16 protein-coding genes and 1 pseudogene are annotated in these 15,753 nt (G+C 71.4%); 7 read left to right on the forward strand and 10 right to left on the reverse strand.

The window, feature by feature from the left end:
* Positions 1-235: 235 nt before the first annotated feature.
* Entirely contained in the window at positions 236-532 is a 297-nt protein-coding gene (locus EDD92_RS43270; protein ID WP_123969326.1) for a hypothetical protein, read from the reverse strand.
* 150 nt (positions 533-682) lie between these two features.
* Positions 683-1,926: pseudogene (locus tag EDD92_RS43275) on the reverse strand (MFS transporter).
* Positions 1,927-2,068: 142 nt separating this feature from the next.
* On the opposite strand from EDD92_RS43275, the gene EDD92_RS43280 reads away from it, so the two are divergent.
* Positions 2,069-2,989 carry a LysR family transcriptional regulator gene (locus tag EDD92_RS43280; RefSeq protein ID WP_123969327.1) on the forward strand — a complete coding sequence of 307 codons (921 nt, stop codon included), beginning with the start codon at positions 2,069-2,071 and terminating at the stop codon, positions 2,987-2,989.
* Between the two features lie 60 nt (positions 2,990-3,049).
* Here the strand turns inward: EDD92_RS43280 and EDD92_RS43285 are convergent, their stop codons facing one another.
* The 3 genes from EDD92_RS43285 to EDD92_RS43295 form a co-directional block, all read right to left on the reverse strand.
* Positions 3,050-3,868, reverse strand: coding sequence for an aldo/keto reductase (locus EDD92_RS43285; RefSeq protein ID WP_123969328.1), 819 nt, complete (start codon positions 3,866-3,868; stop codon positions 3,050-3,052).
* Between the two features lie 29 nt (positions 3,869-3,897).
* Entirely contained in the window at positions 3,898-5,109 is a 1,212-nt protein-coding gene (locus EDD92_RS43290) for an MFS transporter (protein ID WP_123969329.1), read from the reverse strand.
* A 171-nt stretch (positions 5,110-5,280) separates the two neighbouring features.
* The gene (locus EDD92_RS43295) at positions 5,281-5,739 is read right to left on the reverse strand and encodes a MarR family winged helix-turn-helix transcriptional regulator (RefSeq protein ID WP_123969330.1); all 459 of its coding nucleotides are present in this window, start codon (positions 5,737-5,739) and stop codon (positions 5,281-5,283) included.
* Positions 5,740-5,874: 135 nt separating this feature from the next.
* On the opposite strand from EDD92_RS43295, the gene EDD92_RS43300 reads away from it, so the two are divergent.
* Entirely contained in the window at positions 5,875-6,408 is a 534-nt protein-coding gene (locus EDD92_RS43300; protein ID WP_030937339.1) for a 2'-5' RNA ligase family protein, read from the forward strand.
* A 125-nt stretch (positions 6,409-6,533) separates the two neighbouring features.
* Positions 6,534-6,887: a hypothetical protein gene (locus EDD92_RS43305; protein ID WP_123969331.1), complete on the forward strand. Its 354-nt coding sequence runs from the start codon at positions 6,534-6,536 to the stop codon at positions 6,885-6,887.
* A gap of 18 nt (positions 6,888-6,905) precedes the next feature.
* On the opposite strand, the gene EDD92_RS43310 is transcribed toward EDD92_RS43305, so the two are convergent.
* Together EDD92_RS43310 and EDD92_RS43315 are read right to left on the reverse strand one after the other, a co-directional pair.
* Complete coding sequence (locus EDD92_RS43310) at positions 6,906-7,928, reverse strand: helix-turn-helix domain-containing protein (RefSeq protein ID WP_123969332.1); 1,023 nt, start codon at positions 7,926-7,928, stop codon at positions 6,906-6,908.
* Between the two features lie 799 nt (positions 7,929-8,727).
* Positions 8,728-9,702: an alpha/beta hydrolase gene (locus tag EDD92_RS43315; protein WP_123969333.1), complete on the reverse strand. Its 975-nt coding sequence runs from the start codon at positions 9,700-9,702 to the stop codon at positions 8,728-8,730.
* A gap of 219 nt (positions 9,703-9,921) precedes the next feature.
* Between EDD92_RS43315 and EDD92_RS43320 the strand changes: the two genes are divergently transcribed.
* Both EDD92_RS43320 and EDD92_RS43325 read left to right on the forward strand, forming a co-directional pair.
* Positions 9,922-10,917 (forward strand): TerC family protein, encoded by a 996-nt coding sequence (locus EDD92_RS43320; RefSeq protein WP_123969334.1) that lies wholly within the window; start codon positions 9,922-9,924, stop codon positions 10,915-10,917.
* A 129-nt stretch (positions 10,918-11,046) separates the two neighbouring features.
* Positions 11,047-11,928 carry an LLM class F420-dependent oxidoreductase gene (locus tag EDD92_RS43325; protein WP_123969335.1) on the forward strand — a complete coding sequence of 294 codons (882 nt, stop codon included), beginning with the start codon at positions 11,047-11,049 and terminating at the stop codon, positions 11,926-11,928.
* Here the strand turns inward: EDD92_RS43325 and EDD92_RS43330 are convergent.
* Positions 11,904-12,122 (reverse strand): hypothetical protein, encoded by a 219-nt coding sequence (locus EDD92_RS43330; RefSeq protein ID WP_123969336.1) that lies wholly within the window; start codon positions 12,120-12,122, stop codon positions 11,904-11,906. The genes EDD92_RS43325 and EDD92_RS43330 overlap by 25 nt on opposite strands.
* A 114-nt stretch (positions 12,123-12,236) precedes the next feature.
* On the opposite strand from EDD92_RS43330, the gene EDD92_RS43335 reads away from it, so the two are divergent.
* Positions 12,237-13,169: a LysR family transcriptional regulator gene (locus EDD92_RS43335; RefSeq protein WP_123969337.1), complete on the forward strand. Its 933-nt coding sequence runs from the start codon at positions 12,237-12,239 to the stop codon at positions 13,167-13,169.
* A gap of 80 nt (positions 13,170-13,249) precedes the next feature.
* Here the strand turns inward: EDD92_RS43335 and EDD92_RS43340 are convergent, their stop codons facing one another.
* On the reverse strand, positions 13,250-13,813 hold the full coding sequence (locus EDD92_RS43340; protein WP_123969338.1) for an NAD(P)H-dependent oxidoreductase: 564 nt from the start codon (positions 13,811-13,813) through the stop codon (positions 13,250-13,252).
* A gap of 102 nt (positions 13,814-13,915) precedes the next feature.
* Between EDD92_RS43340 and EDD92_RS43345 the strand changes: the two genes are divergently transcribed.
* A complete protein-coding gene (locus tag EDD92_RS43345) occupies positions 13,916-14,596 on the forward strand; it encodes a TetR/AcrR family transcriptional regulator (RefSeq protein ID WP_185124318.1) in 681 nt (226 codons plus the stop codon).
* Between the two features lie 7 nt (positions 14,597-14,603).
* Here the strand turns inward: EDD92_RS43345 and EDD92_RS43350 are convergent, their stop codons facing one another.
* Entirely contained in the window at positions 14,604-15,737 is a 1,134-nt protein-coding gene (locus tag EDD92_RS43350; protein WP_123969339.1) for an NAD(P)/FAD-dependent oxidoreductase, read from the reverse strand.
* Positions 15,738-15,753 lie beyond the last annotated feature (16 nt).

The following is a 15,753-nucleotide window of genomic DNA, read 5'->3' on the forward strand; positions in this document are numbered from 1 at the left end:
CTGCCTCTGCTCCGATTTGTACGGCCAAATCCGCGGCCCTGTCAACGCCACCTTCAGCGCCATGACCTGTGCCTTAGTGCACTCTCTTGATGTGTCGGAGCAGACACCCGGACAATGACGAGACTTTGTACACAACAAGAGGAGACTTTGTGCACAGCAATGTGCCCGGGCCGCGAGCCATCGCGACGAAGCCCACGCCGACGCGGACGTGGGCTTCGACTGAGGGAAGCTTTCTTCAGTTCTCCCGGCCGTTCTCCCGGCCGTCAGTCGTTTCCCGGCTGGGATCGCACAGCACCATGACCGCGCGGGCGACGAGTTCGCCCGCGCCGCCGAGTTCCCTCCGGTAGCGGCCTGTTGTGCCTCGTACCGTCTCGGCGAAGGCCGGATCTGCGACGCGGGCGCGGGCCGGTGCCGGGAGCTCCCGGGCCAGCGCGCGGCGGCGTGCGAGGAGCGCGATGATCTCGTCGTCGAGGCGCCCGATCTGGTCGGGTGACAGGTCCGCCGTCAGTCCGGCCGCGTGGTTCGTCGTCACAAGGGATCTCCGTTCGCCGGCGGGAGCCGGATCGCGGCCCCGTCCGTCCTCGTCGCAGTTGGTCCTTCATCACTTGCCCGTGGCGTTGAGCGGCAACTCCTCACGGAATCCCACGGATCGGGGTCCTTGAACCCAGGTCCTTGTGGCGGCTCAGGCTGCTTCGTCGACGCTGGGCTGCGGCATCTCTGCGGGGCCTGCGATTCGGCGGGGCAGCAGCAGCGGGGTGACCAGGACTAGGACACCGGCGAGGGCGATCGCCGTGCGGGGGCCGGTCAGGCCGGCCAGCAGGCCCCACAAGGCGGTCATCGCGGCGGTCGTCGCCTTGTTGGTCACCGACCACGCGGAGAGCGTGCGCGCCACGCGGCCCGCGTCGGTCTGCCGCAGCCGAATGGTGGAGTACACCGGGTTGAAGACGGCACAGGACACGATCACCCCCAGTTCCACGGCCATGACGAGCACCAGCCCCGCCGTGCCGGGCCCCACGAAGGCGAGGCCGATCGGCCAACACGCGCGCAGCGTCCCCGAGACGAGCAGCACCCGGCGCTCTCCGAACCGCGGCACGAGCCGGCGTGCCAGCCGCGAGCCGATCAGGCCGCCGATGCCGGGCACGGAGAAGGCCAGGCCGTACTGCCAGGCCGCGAAGCCGAGATCGCCGACCATCAGCACGGCGAGCAGCGGAACCGACACCATGATCAGGGCGTTGTACAGCACCGTGTTGAAGAACATCGGTCGCAGCGTCGGATGGGCCAGGATGTACCGCCATCCTTCGAGCAGGCTGCCCGGGGGCGCCGGCCCCGTCCGTACGGGATGCGTCTCGGTCCCGCCGATCACGCGGATCCCGACGGCCGACAGCAGGAAGCTCACCGCATTGGCGACTACGGTCATCACCGGCCCCGAACACGCCCATTGCGGCCCCGCCCAGAGGCGGACCCAGGATGGTCGCGGTCCACTGGGTCGCCTCGAACCGTGCGTTCGCGGCGAGCAGGTCCTCCGGCGGCAGCAAAGACTTGACGAAGGCCCCGCTTGCCGCGGTGAAACTGATGTCGGCCGCGCCGACGACGATCGACACAACCAGAAGTTGTACGAAGGTGAGCGCACCGAGCGCAAACGCGACCGGAATGGTCAGCAACACCCCACAGCGGACCAGATCCATGGACATCATCACGGGCCGCTTGCGACGGAACTCCATCCATGGCCCGAGCGGCGCCGCTACCGCCGCCCCCACCGCGAGCCCCGGCCGCCGACAGCACCGCCACCTCGGTCGCCCCGGCATGCAGCACTATCACCGCGATCAGCGAGAACGAGTCGAAGGCGAGCCATGTTCCGACCGCGCTGACGGCGTACGCCCCCCACAGCCATCCGAACTGCCGCCCCAGCGCCTGCCCGCCCCGCATGCCGGCCTCCCCGCCCGCCCGAATCCCGACCGGCGACATCAAAGCCGGTCGCACGGGGCGGGGGCAAACAACCGACGCGCTGGTCTTCCGACAAGCAGAAGTTGTAGGGCGACCGCCAATCGGACGTTGTAGAAAGGGGCCCGTGGACATCGACGCAGTGCGCACTTTCGTGGCCGTCGCGGATGCCGGGCAGTTCCGGGAAGCCGCCCTGGGCCTGGACGTCACCCAGCAGGCCGTCTCCAAGCGGGTCGCCGCGCTGGAGAAGGACCTCGGCGCGCGGCTGTTCACCCGAACTGCGCGTGGCGCCCAGCTCACCGTCGACGGCCAGGTCTTCCTGCCCCACGCCCGCGAACTCCTGCAGGCCGAGGAGCGCGCCGCAGCCTCCGTACGGCCCGGCCGCCGTGCGCTGCGCGTCGACGTGATCGGCCGTCGGCTCGCCCCGGCGGACCTGATACGGGACTTCCACCGCGCGCATCCCGACTCGGCCCTGGACGTCGTGACGCTCTTCGACGCCGACGCGGCGATCTCCGCGGTGCGCTCCGGCACCATCGACGCGTCCTTCCGCGCCCTCACCCTCCCCGCGCGGCAGCTGCCCGAGGGCATCGAGGCTGCCCGAGTCCACGACGAGCCCCTCGAACTCCTCACCGGCCCCCGGCACGCGCTCGCCTCGGCCCGCGCGGTCACCCCGGCCCAGCTGGCCGGGCACCGGATCTGGATGCCCGGCAACGTCGCCGGCACCGAGTGGGCCGCCTTCTACGACGACCTGGCCGCGGCCTTCGGCTTCACGATCGAGGTCACCGGCCCCGACTTCGGCACCGAACCCCTACTCGACACCATCGCCGACTCCTCGCTGCTCGCGACCTTCGTCGGCGTACAGACCCGCATGGTCTGGCCGGCCGACCACGACCTGCGCCGCATTCCCGTGCGCGACCCCACGCCCGTCTATCCGCATTCGCTGATCTGGCGCGGCGACAACCCGCATCCGGCTCTGGCGTCGCTCCGTGCCCACCTCGGTACTGCCCGGCGGGGCGCGGACACCTGGACCCCGAAATGGGCCCAGTGACCGCCACGAAGCGGCGGCCGCAGCGCCGCCCGCGCCTCATGAACCGGCAGCGTGCGGCGTTCAGTTGAGGGTGTCCGGGTCGGGGCCGGTGCGCAGCCCCCGGTCCAGGGCGGCGATCGCGGTCATCTCCTCTTCGCCGAGGGCGAAGTCGAAGACGTCGATGTTCTCGCGGATGCGGGCGGGGGTGACGGACTTGGGGATCATGATGTTCCCGAGCTGAAGGTGCCAGCGCAGCACCACCTGCGCCGGTGACTTGCCGTGTCGCTCGGCGATCTCCGTCAGCGCCGACTCGTCCAGCACCGCGCCCTGCGCCAGCGGACTCCAGGCCTCCGTGGCGATGCCCAACTCGGCGTGCAGGGCGCGCAGTTCGCGCTGCTGGAGGCCGGGGTGCAGTTCGATCTGGTTGACGGCCGGCACCAGCGCGCTGCCCTCCAGCAGCCGGCGCAGCTGGGCGGGCTGGAAGTTGGAGACACCGGCCGCGCGGATCCGCCCGTCGGCCGCCAGCTTCTCGATGGCCTGCCAGGACTCCCGGTACAGGTTGCGGGCCGGAGTGGGCCAGTGGATGAGGTACAGGTCGACGTACTCCAGACCCAGCTTGGCCAGGCTCGCTTCGAACGCGCGGAGTGTGGCGTCGTACCCCTGGTCGGCGTTCCACAGCTTGGTGGTGACGCACAGCTCCCGGCGGTCGATGCCGGAAGAGGCGAGGGCGGCGCCGACGCCGGTCTCGTTGCCGTAGACGGCGGCCGTGTCGATGCTGCGGTATCCGGCCTCCAGCGCGGCGCTCACCGCAGCGGTGGTCTCGGCGTCGCGGACCTGGAAGACGCCGAAGCCGAGCTGGGGGATCTCGACGCCGGTGTTGAGGGTGACGGTGGGGATCATGTGCGGTGCGTTCCTTGCGAGTTGGTGGATCAGTTCCGCGCGGCGGCCGGGACGTGCTCGGCCGGCGCGGACGCGGTCACGACACGGCCGGCCGGGCGGGTGCGACGGTCGAGGAAGGCCGCCAGGAAGGACAGGAGCAGCGCGCTGCCGGCGAGCAGGGCGCCGACCCAACTCGGGGCCGTGTAGCCGAGCCCGGCCGAGATGACGAGACCGCCGAGCCAGGCGGACAGCGCGTTGCCGAGGTTGAAGGCACCGATGTTGGCGGCGGAGGCCAGCGTCGGGGCGGCCGAGGCCTGGTCGAGCACCCACTTCTGCAGCGGGGGCACGGTGGCGAAGCCCAGTGCACCGATCAGCGTCAGGGTGAGCGCGGCGAGGACCTTGTTGTGGGCGGTCGCCGTGAACAGCAGCAGCGCCAGGGACAGGGATCCGAGCGCGGTGAACAGCATGGGCATGAGGGCACGGTCGGCGAACCGGCCGCCGACCAGGTTGCCCAGGAACATCCCGGCCCCGAACAGCACCAGCAGCCAGGTCACCGCACCGGCCGAGTAGCCGGTGACCTCGGTCATCATCGGCGTGATGTAGGTGATCGCGGCGAACACCCCGCCGAAGCCGAGGACCGTCATCGCCATCGCGATCCACACCTGCACGTTGCGGAAGGCGGCGAACTCGGTACGGATGGTGCCGGACTCCGGGCGGCCCAGCTCGGGCACCAGCTTCGCCACCCCGACGAGCCCCGCGATGCCGAGCGCGGCGACGGCGGTGAAGGTGACCCGCCACCCGGCCGCCTGGCCGATGTACGTGCCCAGCGGGACACCCACCACGTTGGCGACGGTCAGGCCCGTGAACATCAGGGAGATCGCGGAGGCCTTCTTCTCCGGCGCGACCAGACCGGCCGCGACCACGGAGCCGATGCCGAAGAACGCGCCGTGGGCGAGGGAGGCGATCACCCGGCCGGCGAGCATGACGCCGAAGGCGGGGGCGAACGCGGACAGGGTGTTGCCCACCACGAACAGGCCCATGAGGAACATGAGCATCTTCTTGCGGGAGACCTTGGTGCCCAGGACCGTCAGCAGGGGCGCGCCGAGGACGACCCCCAGGGCGTAGCCGGAGACGAGCCAGCCGGCGGTGGGGATGGAGACGCCGAAGTCACCCGCGACCTCGGGCAGTACGCCCATGATCACGAATTCCGTGGTGCCGATCCCGAAGGCCCCGATGGCCAGGGCCAGGAGGGCGAGAGGCATGGGAAGTACCTTCCAGGCGATTGCGTGTAACGCTTACAGGCGTCGACAATAGTTGCAGACGCGCGATAACTGCAAGCGCATTGAATGATCGGAGCGGGTAGCAGGTGTCTGCAAGTATCTGTTCAAGTGAAAACCCCCGCGGCGACGACTTCCGGCGGCGGGGGTCTCGGGTCAGGCAGGAACGCGGAGCGTCTCGACCGCTTCGACCAGCGGGGCGAGCTCCGGGCTCCGGGCGGCCTCGTCCAGGGCCTCGCGCAGGGCTGCCTCGTTGGTCGGGCGGGCCCGCTCCAGGAGTCCGAGGCCGGCCTCGGTGACGTTGGTGTAGATGCCGCGCCGGTCCGTGGGGCACAGGTACCGGGTCAGAAGCCCGCGGTCCTCCAGGCGCGTGACCAGCCGGGTCGTGGCGCTCTGGCTGAGGACGACCGCGTCGGCGACCTGCTTCATCTGCAGGTGCCCACCCTCCCCGTCGTGCTGCCGGCTGAGCACGTCCAGCAGGGAGTACTCGCGCACGCTCAGATCGTGCCCGGCCTGCAGGGCGCGCTCGATGTGGGCCTCGATCCTGCCGTGCAGCAGCGACAGGGCGGACCAGCCCGAGGCGAGCGCGGTGAGCGCCGGATCCGTCGCAGTCATGGGTCTGGGTCCTCCGTCCCGAAGTGCCTGCGGCCTAGGATAGGGCATCTGTGAAATTGTCGGCGAGAGCTGATATGGCGCGTATGCAAGGGTGTCGGGTCGCGGTCGCGGGCGTCCGCCTGATACACCCTTGCCATGGCAGACGAGGAATCCGGTCGTTTCGTAGCGGGGCAGACGGCGCTCGTCGTACCCGTACCCGAGGCGGAAGCGGTGGTCCGGCCCTGGCGGGACCGCTTCGACCCAGCCGCCCCAGCCGGTGTCCCGGCCCACGTAACCGTGGTCTTCCCCTTCCTGCCCGCCTCCCTCGTCGACGCAGCGACCTGCGCCGCCCTGGACGAGATCTTCGGACGCCACCGCTCCTTCGAGGTGCGGTTCGAAGAATCCGGACGGTTTCCCGGGGTGCTCTACCTCGCGCCCACCCCCGAAGCTCCGTTCCGCCGGCTCACCGAGGCCGTCGTCGAGCGCTGGCCGGAAGCCCCGCCGTACGGCGGGAAGTACGAGCCCCATCCGCATCTGACGGTCGCCCAGGGCCAGGACGACGCCGTGCTGGACGAGATCGAGGCCGGCCTGCGCCCCGCCCTGCCCTTCACGGCTCGCGTGCCCACGGTCGACCTCGTGGCCTACGACGGCACCGACTGGCTGCACCGGGCGTCGTTCGCCCTCCGGTAGCCGCCCGGAACGAAGCCACGCGATCGTCGCCCGAAACCCCTTGGCCGCCACACCGGCCCCGCCGGTATCGTCCGGGCTCCCGACCGGCACGCACCGGCGGCCGATCCCTCCGGAAAGCGAACACCATGACCAGCCCGCGACCGACGACAACCCTGTGGCGCCCCACCGGCCCCAAGGAGCTGGACCTGGTCCGTGAGCTGGAGTGGCGCGCGTGGCCGCCCCGCCTTCCCGAGCAGCCGATCTTCTATCCGGTGCTCAACGAGGACTACGCCATCAAGATCGCGCGGGACTGGAACGTCAAGCACGACGGCGCCGGCTTCGTCACCCGCTTCGAGGTCGACACGGAGTTCCTGAGCCGGTACCCCGTGCAGCAGGCCGGCGGCGAGACCATCCTCGAGCTGTGGGTTCCGGCCGAGGAGCTCGACGAGTTCAACGCCCACATCGCCGGCGAGATCCAGGTGGTCCACGAGTTCCGCTGAACCCCGTGCGTCGAGGACCTACGGCCGCGCCAAGTGCCGCATTGTCAGCGCCAGTTGCAGCCTGAGCCGGCCCTGCGGCGTGCGCAGCGGCCAGCCGAGCAGGTGCTCGGCCTGGGTCAGGCGGTCCTGGAGCGTGGAGTGGTGCACGTTGATCTCGGCGGCCGCCGCCCGCTGGCTCGCCGTGGCGGCCACGGCTTGCAGCGTGGCCAGCAGCCCGGGCAGAGCGCCCGCCGCCGCTTCCAGCGCCCGCACGTCGGGCGGTTGCTCGGCGCCCGGCACGACGAGATCCGCGAGCAGCGCGATGCCGCCCAGCTCGTCGGCGTACACCACACGCGGGCCGGGATCCCGTGCCGTGCCGTCGGCCGTGAACCGCAGGGCGGTGCGGGCCGCCGCCCAGGAGCCCGGCAGGTCGAGCACGGGGACGGCGGGACCCACGCCGAGGCGACCGGCGGGCAGCTCGGCGTCGCTCGGGCGGACGCCCGCACGGGCCGTCAGGATGCGGGGCGGGCCGTCGCCGGGGGCAAGGGCGCGGATCCGTACGGCCGGGTCGGCGGGGTCGATGCCGAGACGGCGGGCCGCGTGCAGCCGAGCCGGCTCGGGCACCGTGGCATCGAGGAGGGTCTCGATCAGTGCCGGGTCGTCGGCGGGGGAGACCGGGGCGCGGCCCCGGGTGCGGTCCAGCACCAGCCGTATCGCACCGGCGGCACGCTCCAGGATCACCGCGTCGACGACGCTCGGTCCGGTACCCGCCCGCTCCAGCCACAGGGCCGGGGCGCCGCCGGGCTCCAGTGCCGCGCACGGCCAGTCCGGCTCCGGCGGCGATTCGGTGTCCTTGCGGGTGCCGTCGGGCTCGACCCGCACCCGCACGCGCCGCCCGGCGCAGACGAGCCGCGCCGGACATCCGGCCAGCACGGCCGCCCCGCGCACCAGCGCCTCCAGACCGGCCCTGGTCTCGGCCAGTCGGTCGAAGTAGGCGATGACCCGCACGGCGGCACCGGCGTCGGGATCCAGCGCGGTCAGGCGCCCGGCCAGCTCTTTCATACGGGCCATCATGCGCCATGGCGCACTCGGTGAGGAGTGCCCGCGAAGGTCCGGCCGCTCCATTCGAGCGGGCGGCCGGGCTCCGCTGACGATCCACGCCGGGGCGCCTGCCGCAGGAGACGCACTCGCCGCGCGCTGGAGCGGCAGGGCAGCGCTCTGCGCACCTGCCAAGAGGTGTTCATGGCACCGCCGTGGCAGCGCATCGAGACCGCCGTGGCGGCCGACGCCGCCTGGCGCCCGGGAGCGCCTGCGGCCTAGGGAGGCAGGGCGTTGCCGGACACGCTCCCCCCGATGACCGGCTGGCAGGCCCGCCATGGGGGTCGACTGTCCGGGTCGACCGAGACCTGCTGCTCTACGAGATCGCCGCGCGAGGTTTCGCCTACGCCGCCGCTCCGTCCGGCCCGGTCGTCGTGTCCGTGCCCTGCGCGAGCCGGCAACTCGGTGTGCCGCGCGAGGCGCCTGCGGCGAGGGGGCCAGGGCGTTGCCGGACACGTTCCGCCCGATGACCGGCTGGCAGGCCCGCCATGGGGGTCGACTGTCCGGGTCGACCGAGACCTGCTGCTCTACGAGATCGCCGCGCGAGGTTTCGCCTCCGCCGCCGCTCCGTCCGGCCCGGTCGTCGTGTCCGTGCCCTGCGCGAGCCGGCAACTCGGTGTGCTGCGCGAGGCCGGCCTCTTCACCAGCCGCCGCGACGGCAAGTACGTTCTGCGCGGCGGTAACCCGCTGGGCCTGCGACCGCTCGGAAACCTCGCGCCGGAGCGGCGGTCGAGGAACCCTCCTGACCACCGCCCGCACCCCGTTACTGCGCCAGCAGCCGGCGCAGCCAGTCCAGATGTGCCGCCCGGGCCGCCTGGGACAGCGTCGCCTGCGGGGCGAAGCCGTCGAAGCCGTGGAAGCCGCCCGGCCACACGTGCAGTTCGGCCACCCCGCCGGCCTGCCAGATCCGGGAGGCGTAGGCCACGGTCTCGTCGCGGAAGGTCTCCGCGGAACCGACGTCCAGGAAGGCCGGAGGCAGACCGGTCAGGTCCTCGGCGCGAGCGGGCGCGGCATACGGCGGCACGTCCGGGCCGCCGCGCTCCTCGCCCAGCAGCGCCGTCCAGCCGGTGTCGTTGGCCGTGCGGTCCCAGACGCCGAGGCCCGCCATCTGGTACGTGGACGGGGTGTCGTTGCGGTCGTCCAGCATCGGGCACATCAGCACCTGCCCGAACGGCCGCGGGCCCTTGCGGTCCCGGGTCAGCAGAGCCAGCGCCGCACTCAGCCCGCCGCCCGCACTGGCACCCGCGATCACGATCCGCTCCGGATCGGCGCCGAGCTCTTCGGCGTGCGCCGCCGTCCACAGCAGACCGGCGTACACGTCCTCGATCTGCGCCGGATACGGATGCTCCGGTGCCAGCCGGTACTCCACCGACACCACGACCGCGTCCAGCTGCTGCGCCCACGCCAGGGGTACGTCCACACCGACCCGGTTGTTGCCGAGGATCAGTCCGCCGCCGTGGACGTGGTAGACGACGGGCCGCGGACCGGCGGCCGCCTGGGTGGCGGGGCGGCAGATCAGCAGGGAGATGTCGGGCGCGTTCTCGGGGCCGGGCACGATGCGGTCCTCGACCTCGAAGAACCCGCCCGCGGTCAGGTCGAGCTGGGCGAGCATCTCGATGCCCGGCCCCTGGCGCACCAGGTCGATCTCGTCGAGGGTGAGACCGGGTTGCACCACGTCCTTGATCAGTTCGAGTGCTGCGGCAAGTTCGGGATCGAACGGGGGCGGGACCAGGGTCATGACTCTCTCCTCACGCACAGCGCGGCGGCTCTGGCCGACATGATTCACACACCGACCGCCGTGCGGACCGCCGCCGTCCGGCGGAACCTGCCCGCCGAACGGCGGGTGGGTGGCCGCCCGATACCTGCTCATGACCGTTTGTTCACCCGTGAGGGGTGGAAAAGCCCTCGATCGCCGACAACGCTGTCACCTCCCCCACCTGCACCAGGAGCACCATCCGTGAACGTATCGCTCACCGTCTGGCTGCTGACCGTCGCCGCCCTGTGCGCGCTCGTCGCCGTCGACTTCTTCATCGGACGCAAGCCTCATGACGTGTCCCTCAAGGAAGCTGGGACCTGGACGATCGTCTGGGTGGTGCTGGCCTGTCTCTTCGGGCTCGGGGTGTATTTCTACGGCGGCGGCGGGCCCACCGGCGAGTTCTTCGCCGGATACATCACCGAGAAGTCGCTGAGCGTGGACAACCTCTTCGTCTTCGTCCTGATCATGGGGAAGTTCGCGGTGCCCTCGCAATACCAGCAGCGGGTGCTGATGGTCGGCGTCCTGGTGGCCCTGGTGCTGCGCGCGGGCTTCATCGCCGCCGGAGCGGCGATCATCTCCGCCTTCTCCTGGGTGTTCTACCTCTTCGGCGCCTTCCTGATCTGGACCGCCTGGAAGCTGATCCAGGACGCCCGCAAGGAGGAGCACGAGGAGGAGTACCAGGAGAACAAGCTGCTCAAGATGGCGGAGAAGCGTTTCGGCGTCGCCGACCGCTACCACGGCACCAAACTGTGGATCGAGCAGAACGGCAAGCGTGTCATGACGCCGATGCTGGTCGTGATGCTGGCGATCGGCTCCACCGACGTCCTGTTCGCCCTGGACTCCATCCCCGCCATCTACGGCCTGACCCAGGACCCCTACATCGTCTTCACCGCCAACGCCTTCGCACTGATGGGCCTGAGGCAGCTGTACTTCCTGATCGGCGGCCTGCTGAAGAAGCTGGTCCACCTCAGCTACGGCCTGTCGATCATCCTCGGCTTCATCGGCGTCAAGCTGGTGCTGCATGCGCTGCACGAGTCCGGCGTCCACGTCCCGGAGATCAGCATCCCCTTCTCGCTCGGCTTCATCGTGCTCGTCCTGGCGGTCACGACGATCACCAGCCTGCGCGCTTCGAAGAAGCAGGAGAGGCAGGCGGCGCAGGAGCGTGGCGATGCGGCCGATGCGGGCCGCGCCCTCTGAGAAGGCCGGGTGAAGGCCGCCGCGGTACGCCCCGCCCCCTGAGGCGGCGCCGGGCCTGGTTGACTTCGAGAGCGCTCGAAGTTCTAGCGTCGCCAGGGACGGCAAGGGCCCGGGCGGACGGAGACGGTCATGCGGGTGGGCGTACACATCAACCGGTTCAACCACAGTGGCCAAGGCGCCGCTCTCGGCGCGGAACTCGCCGCGACGGGCGCCGCCGCCGAGGCGGCCGGGATCAGCCGGCTGTCGGTCATGGACCACTACTTCCAGATGGAGTTCAACGGCGGTGCCGAGGACCCCATGCTGGAGGCCTACACGACCCTCGGCTATCTCGCCGGCCACACCTCCACGGTGCAACTGGGTGCGCTGGTGACCGGTGTGACCTACCGACACCCCGGCCTGCTCGCCAAGATAGCCACCACGCTGGACGTCCTGTCCGGCGGCCGCGCCACCCTCGGCATCGGCGCGGCCTGGTACGACCGCGAGCACGAGGGCCTCGGCGTATCGTTCCCGCCGGTCGCCGAGCGCTTCGAACGGCTGGAGGAGACCCTGCGGATCTGTCTGCAGATGTGGGACCCGGAGGCGAACGGCTCCTTCGAGGGCAAGCACTACCGGCTGGCCGAGACCCTGTGCGTCCCGGCGCCGGTCAGCAGCCCCCACCCCGAGATCATGATCGGCGGCGGGGGCGAGAAGAAGACCCTGCGCCTGGTCGCCCGGTACGGCGACGCCTGCAACCTGTTCGCGACCTCGCCGGAGGAGGTCCGCCACAAGCTAGACGTGCTGCGCGGACACTGCGAAGCCGAGGGACGCGACTACGACCGCATCCGCAAGACGGTCGCCTACATGGGTGAGCCGGCCACAGCCGGAGACCTCGACGCCTTCACGCGGGACATCTCCGGCTACACCAAGCTCGGCCTCGACACCGTGATCCTCGTGCCGCGCCTCGGGGAGCCCGCGGCGTGGATCGAGAGCTTCGCGGCCCCGGCCGTTCAGCGGCTGGCCGGGTTGGACTGAGGCTCCGCGGGGCCGCTGCGCGAGACGACGCGCATCCCGCAGCCGTCGACCACCCGGACCTGCAGCGAGCCGCAGCCGCAACGCGTCCACACCGTGCGGCCCGCCGCGGTGCTGTGCGTCGACACCACCTGGAAGGGCTCGGCGCCGTCCGGCCAACCGCAGTGCGGGCAGCCGGCGTCGGTCGTGCTGATCATGGCAACTCCTCGTACGTCCTGACTGGTGGACCGTCGCGACACAGCCAGGGTGCAGCGCAGCGTCCGTACACGTCCAGGTTGACTTTGTGGATCCGACCTTGAAGCCTGGGCTTCATGATTGATCTGCGCCGACTGCACGTCCTGCGGGCGGTGGCCCATTACGGCACCGTCACCGCGGCCGCCCGCGCCCTGCACTTCACCACGTCCGCTGCCTCCCAGCAGATCCGCCAGCTCGCCCGCGACCTCGGCGTCGACCTCCTGGAACCGCAGGGCCGCGGGGTGCGGCTCACCCCCGCCGCCGAGAGCCTGCTCGCCCACGCGGACGCGATCCAGGCCCGCTGGGAACAGGCCGAGCTCGACCTGCGCGCCGAACAGGGCGCACCGGCGGGGCCGTTGCGGGTGAGCGGGTATCCGGTGGCGATCTCGGTGCTGCTGGCACCGATGGCGGTCCGGCTCCAGGAGCGGCATCCGCGGCTGGCCGTACGCATCCAGGAGGCGGGTGTGCCGGAGAGCTTCGACCTGCTCTTCGAGGGCGAGATCGACCTGGCGATCGTCGAGGCGACCCCGTACAACCCGCCGCTGAGCGACGCCCGCTTCGATCAACGGCCGCTCCTGGACGACCCGTTCGACCTCGTCGTCCCCGCCGGTCACTCGCTGGCCGACAGGGAGCGCGTCGACCTGTCGGACGCGGCGCACGAGGACTGGATCGCGCCCATGCCGGAGAGTCCCTGTCGTACGCATGTCATGTCCGCCTGCGGGGAGGCCGGGTTCAGCCCCGCGGTGGTCCACCAGGCCGTGGACTGGAACGTCACCGCCCATCTCGTCGCCCATCGGCTCGGCGTCGCGCTCATCCCGCGGCTGGCCCAGCTCACCCCGCACCTGCCCATCACTCGGGTGCCGTGCACGGGCAACCCGCACCGCAAGCTGCTCACCTGCACCCGCCGCGGCGCGCGGGAGCGGCCCGCGGTCGCGGCCGCACTCCAGGAACTCGGCGAACTGGCGCCGACGGCCGTGGCCTGGCGCACGGACCCGATTGCACGGACATGACACACGTGCCGGCACGCCGAGGGGCCGGAGCTGATCCGCTCCGGCCCCTCAGGGTTCTGCTGTCGGCTGTGCTGTCGCCGTCAGGCGGCAGCGGCCTCGTCCGCGTGGCCGTGAACGCGGGCGATGACCTCGGTCAGCTGCGCAGCGACCTCGGCGTCGTCGGCCGGGTGGGTCTCGGCGAAGCGGACCACGGAGCCGGGGATGGACAGCTTGACGTCCTCCAGCACCTTGCCGCCCGCGATGCCCACGGCCTTGCGGGTCTCGTCCTGCGCCCACACGCCGCCGAACTGGCCGAAGGCGGTACCGACCACGGCGACCGGCTTGCCGCCGAAGGCGCCGGCGCCGTAGGGGCGGGACAGCCAGTCGATGGCGTTCTTCAGGACGGCCGGGATGGTGCCGTTGTACTCGGGGGAGAAGAACAGGAACGCGTCGGCAGCCTGAGCGGCCTCGCGCAGCTTGGCGGCGGCGGCCGGGACGCTGCCCTCGACGTCGATGTCCTCGTTGTAGAAGGGGATCTCGGCCAGGCCCTCGAACAGCACGACATCCGCGCCCTCGGGGGCGAGCTTGACGGCCGCCTCGGCGAGCTGGCGGTTGTGCGAACCGGCGCGAAGGCTGCCGACGAGAGCAAGGATGCGAACAGACATGGAGTACTCCAGGGGGTGCTGAAACATTGCCGTTACGATCCGGACCGAGGTCCGTTTATTGTTGTAGCACCCTAACCGGACCGCGGTCCAGTTTTGTTCCCGATGCTTTACGCTGTCTTCATGTCCGCCACGCTGCCGCCCTTCCCGAGGCCTCAAGAGCCCACCGGCGAGCCCGAGTTGCTGCAACTCGGCTCCGCCGAGGACGAGCCGTGCCTGCGCGCCGACGCCGCCCGCAACCGAGCTCGGCTGCTGGAGGCCGCGTCCCGGCTGATCGCCGAGCACGGCGCGGCCGGGGTCACGATGGAGGCGGTGGCCGCGGCCGCCCAGGTGGGCAAGGGGACCGTCTTCCGGCGCTTCGGCGACCGCACCGGGCTGCTGATGGCGTTGCTCGACCATTCGTCGAGGAAGCTGCAGTCCGACTTCCTCGGTGGACCGCCGCCGCTGGGCCCCGGAGCGCCGCCCCTGGAGCGGCTGCGGGCCTTCGGGGTGGCGCTGCTCTACCGCTCGGCCGAGCAGCTGGACCTGCAGCTGGCGGCCCAGCCGGAGCCGACCCGCCGGTTCACCCACCCGTCGGTTCGGGCACTCACCCTGCACGTCACGATCCTGCTGCGGCAGATCGTGCCGGACGCCGACTGCGATCTGCTGGCCCGGACGCTGATGGCGTATCTCGACCCCGCCCTGATCCACCACCTCACCGAGCAGTGCGGGATGCCCCTGGAGCGCCTGGAGAAGGGCTGGGTCGACCTGGTCGCCCGGATGACGGGCACCGAGCCGCCCGGCTGAGCCCTGCTCAGCGCCAGGCCGTGAACGCGTCGACGAGCCCCTGCGGCGCGTCGGCGCGGAACAGCAGGACTCCGTTGCGGGCCGATTCGGCGGCGGAGTGCTCGCTGCGCGGGAACAGCGTCTCCTCGTAGGCGGCCAGCGCGGCCTCGGTGGCGCGCGGGTGCGCGGCGAGCGCCAGGCCCAGCTCGGCGCCGTCGAGCATGGCGAGATTGGCACCCTCGCCCGCGAACGGGGACATCAGGTGCGCGGCGTCGCCGAGAAGCGTCACGCCGGGGACGCGCTCCCAGCGGTGCCCGACCGGCAGGGCGTGGATGCGCCGCGGGATCAGGGAGCCGTCGGCGTCCGCGATGAGCGCCCGCAGACTTTTGTCCCAGTCCGCGAAGTGCTTCAGTACGGCCGCCTTGGCCGCCTCGGTGTCGGTGCAGTCGATGCCGTCGAGCCACTCCTCGGGTGCCTCCAGCGCCACGTAGACGTGCAGGCTGCCGTCGGTCTCGCGGTGGGCGAGAAAGCCCCGCCCGGCCCCGAGCGCGAACAGCATGCCGCCGCCGACGACCTCTGCGCTCACCGGGTGTCGCAGATCCGCGTCCCGCAGATCCGCCTCGACGAACGAGACGCCGGTGTAGGCGGGCTCGGCGTCGGAGAGCAGCGGCCGGATGCGCGACCAGGCGCCGTCGGCGCCCACCAGCAGATCCGTGGTGAAGGCACTGCCGTCGGCGAGCGTCACCTCGTGCCGGCCGCCGCCCAGCGGCCGCGCGCCGGTCACCTTGGCGCCCCAGCGGACGGTGCCTTCGGGCAGTGCACCGAGGAGCAGGCCGCGCAGGTCGCCGCGGTCGATCTCGGGGCGGCCGCCGGTGCCGTCGTCTTCCTCCTCCAGGCGGACCGTGGCGTCCTTGTCGAGGATGCGCATGGCCTCGCCGCCCGGATGGACGAGCGCCCGGAACTCCTCGTACAGGCCGGCCGCGCGCAGCGCCTGCTGGCCGGATTCCTCGTGGATGTCGAGCATGCCGCCCTGGGTGCGGTCGGCGGGGGAGGCGTCCAGCTCGTAGACGACGGCACCGATCCCGCGCACATGCAGAACGCGGGCGAGAACGAGACCGCCGAGACCGGCGCCGATGATCGCTATGGGGTGATGCGTGGTCATGTCGTTCTCCTTGACG

Source organism: Streptomyces sp. TLI_185, assembly GCF_003814765.1.
Classification (GTDB): domain Bacteria; phylum Actinomycetota; class Actinomycetes; order Streptomycetales; family Streptomycetaceae; genus Streptomyces.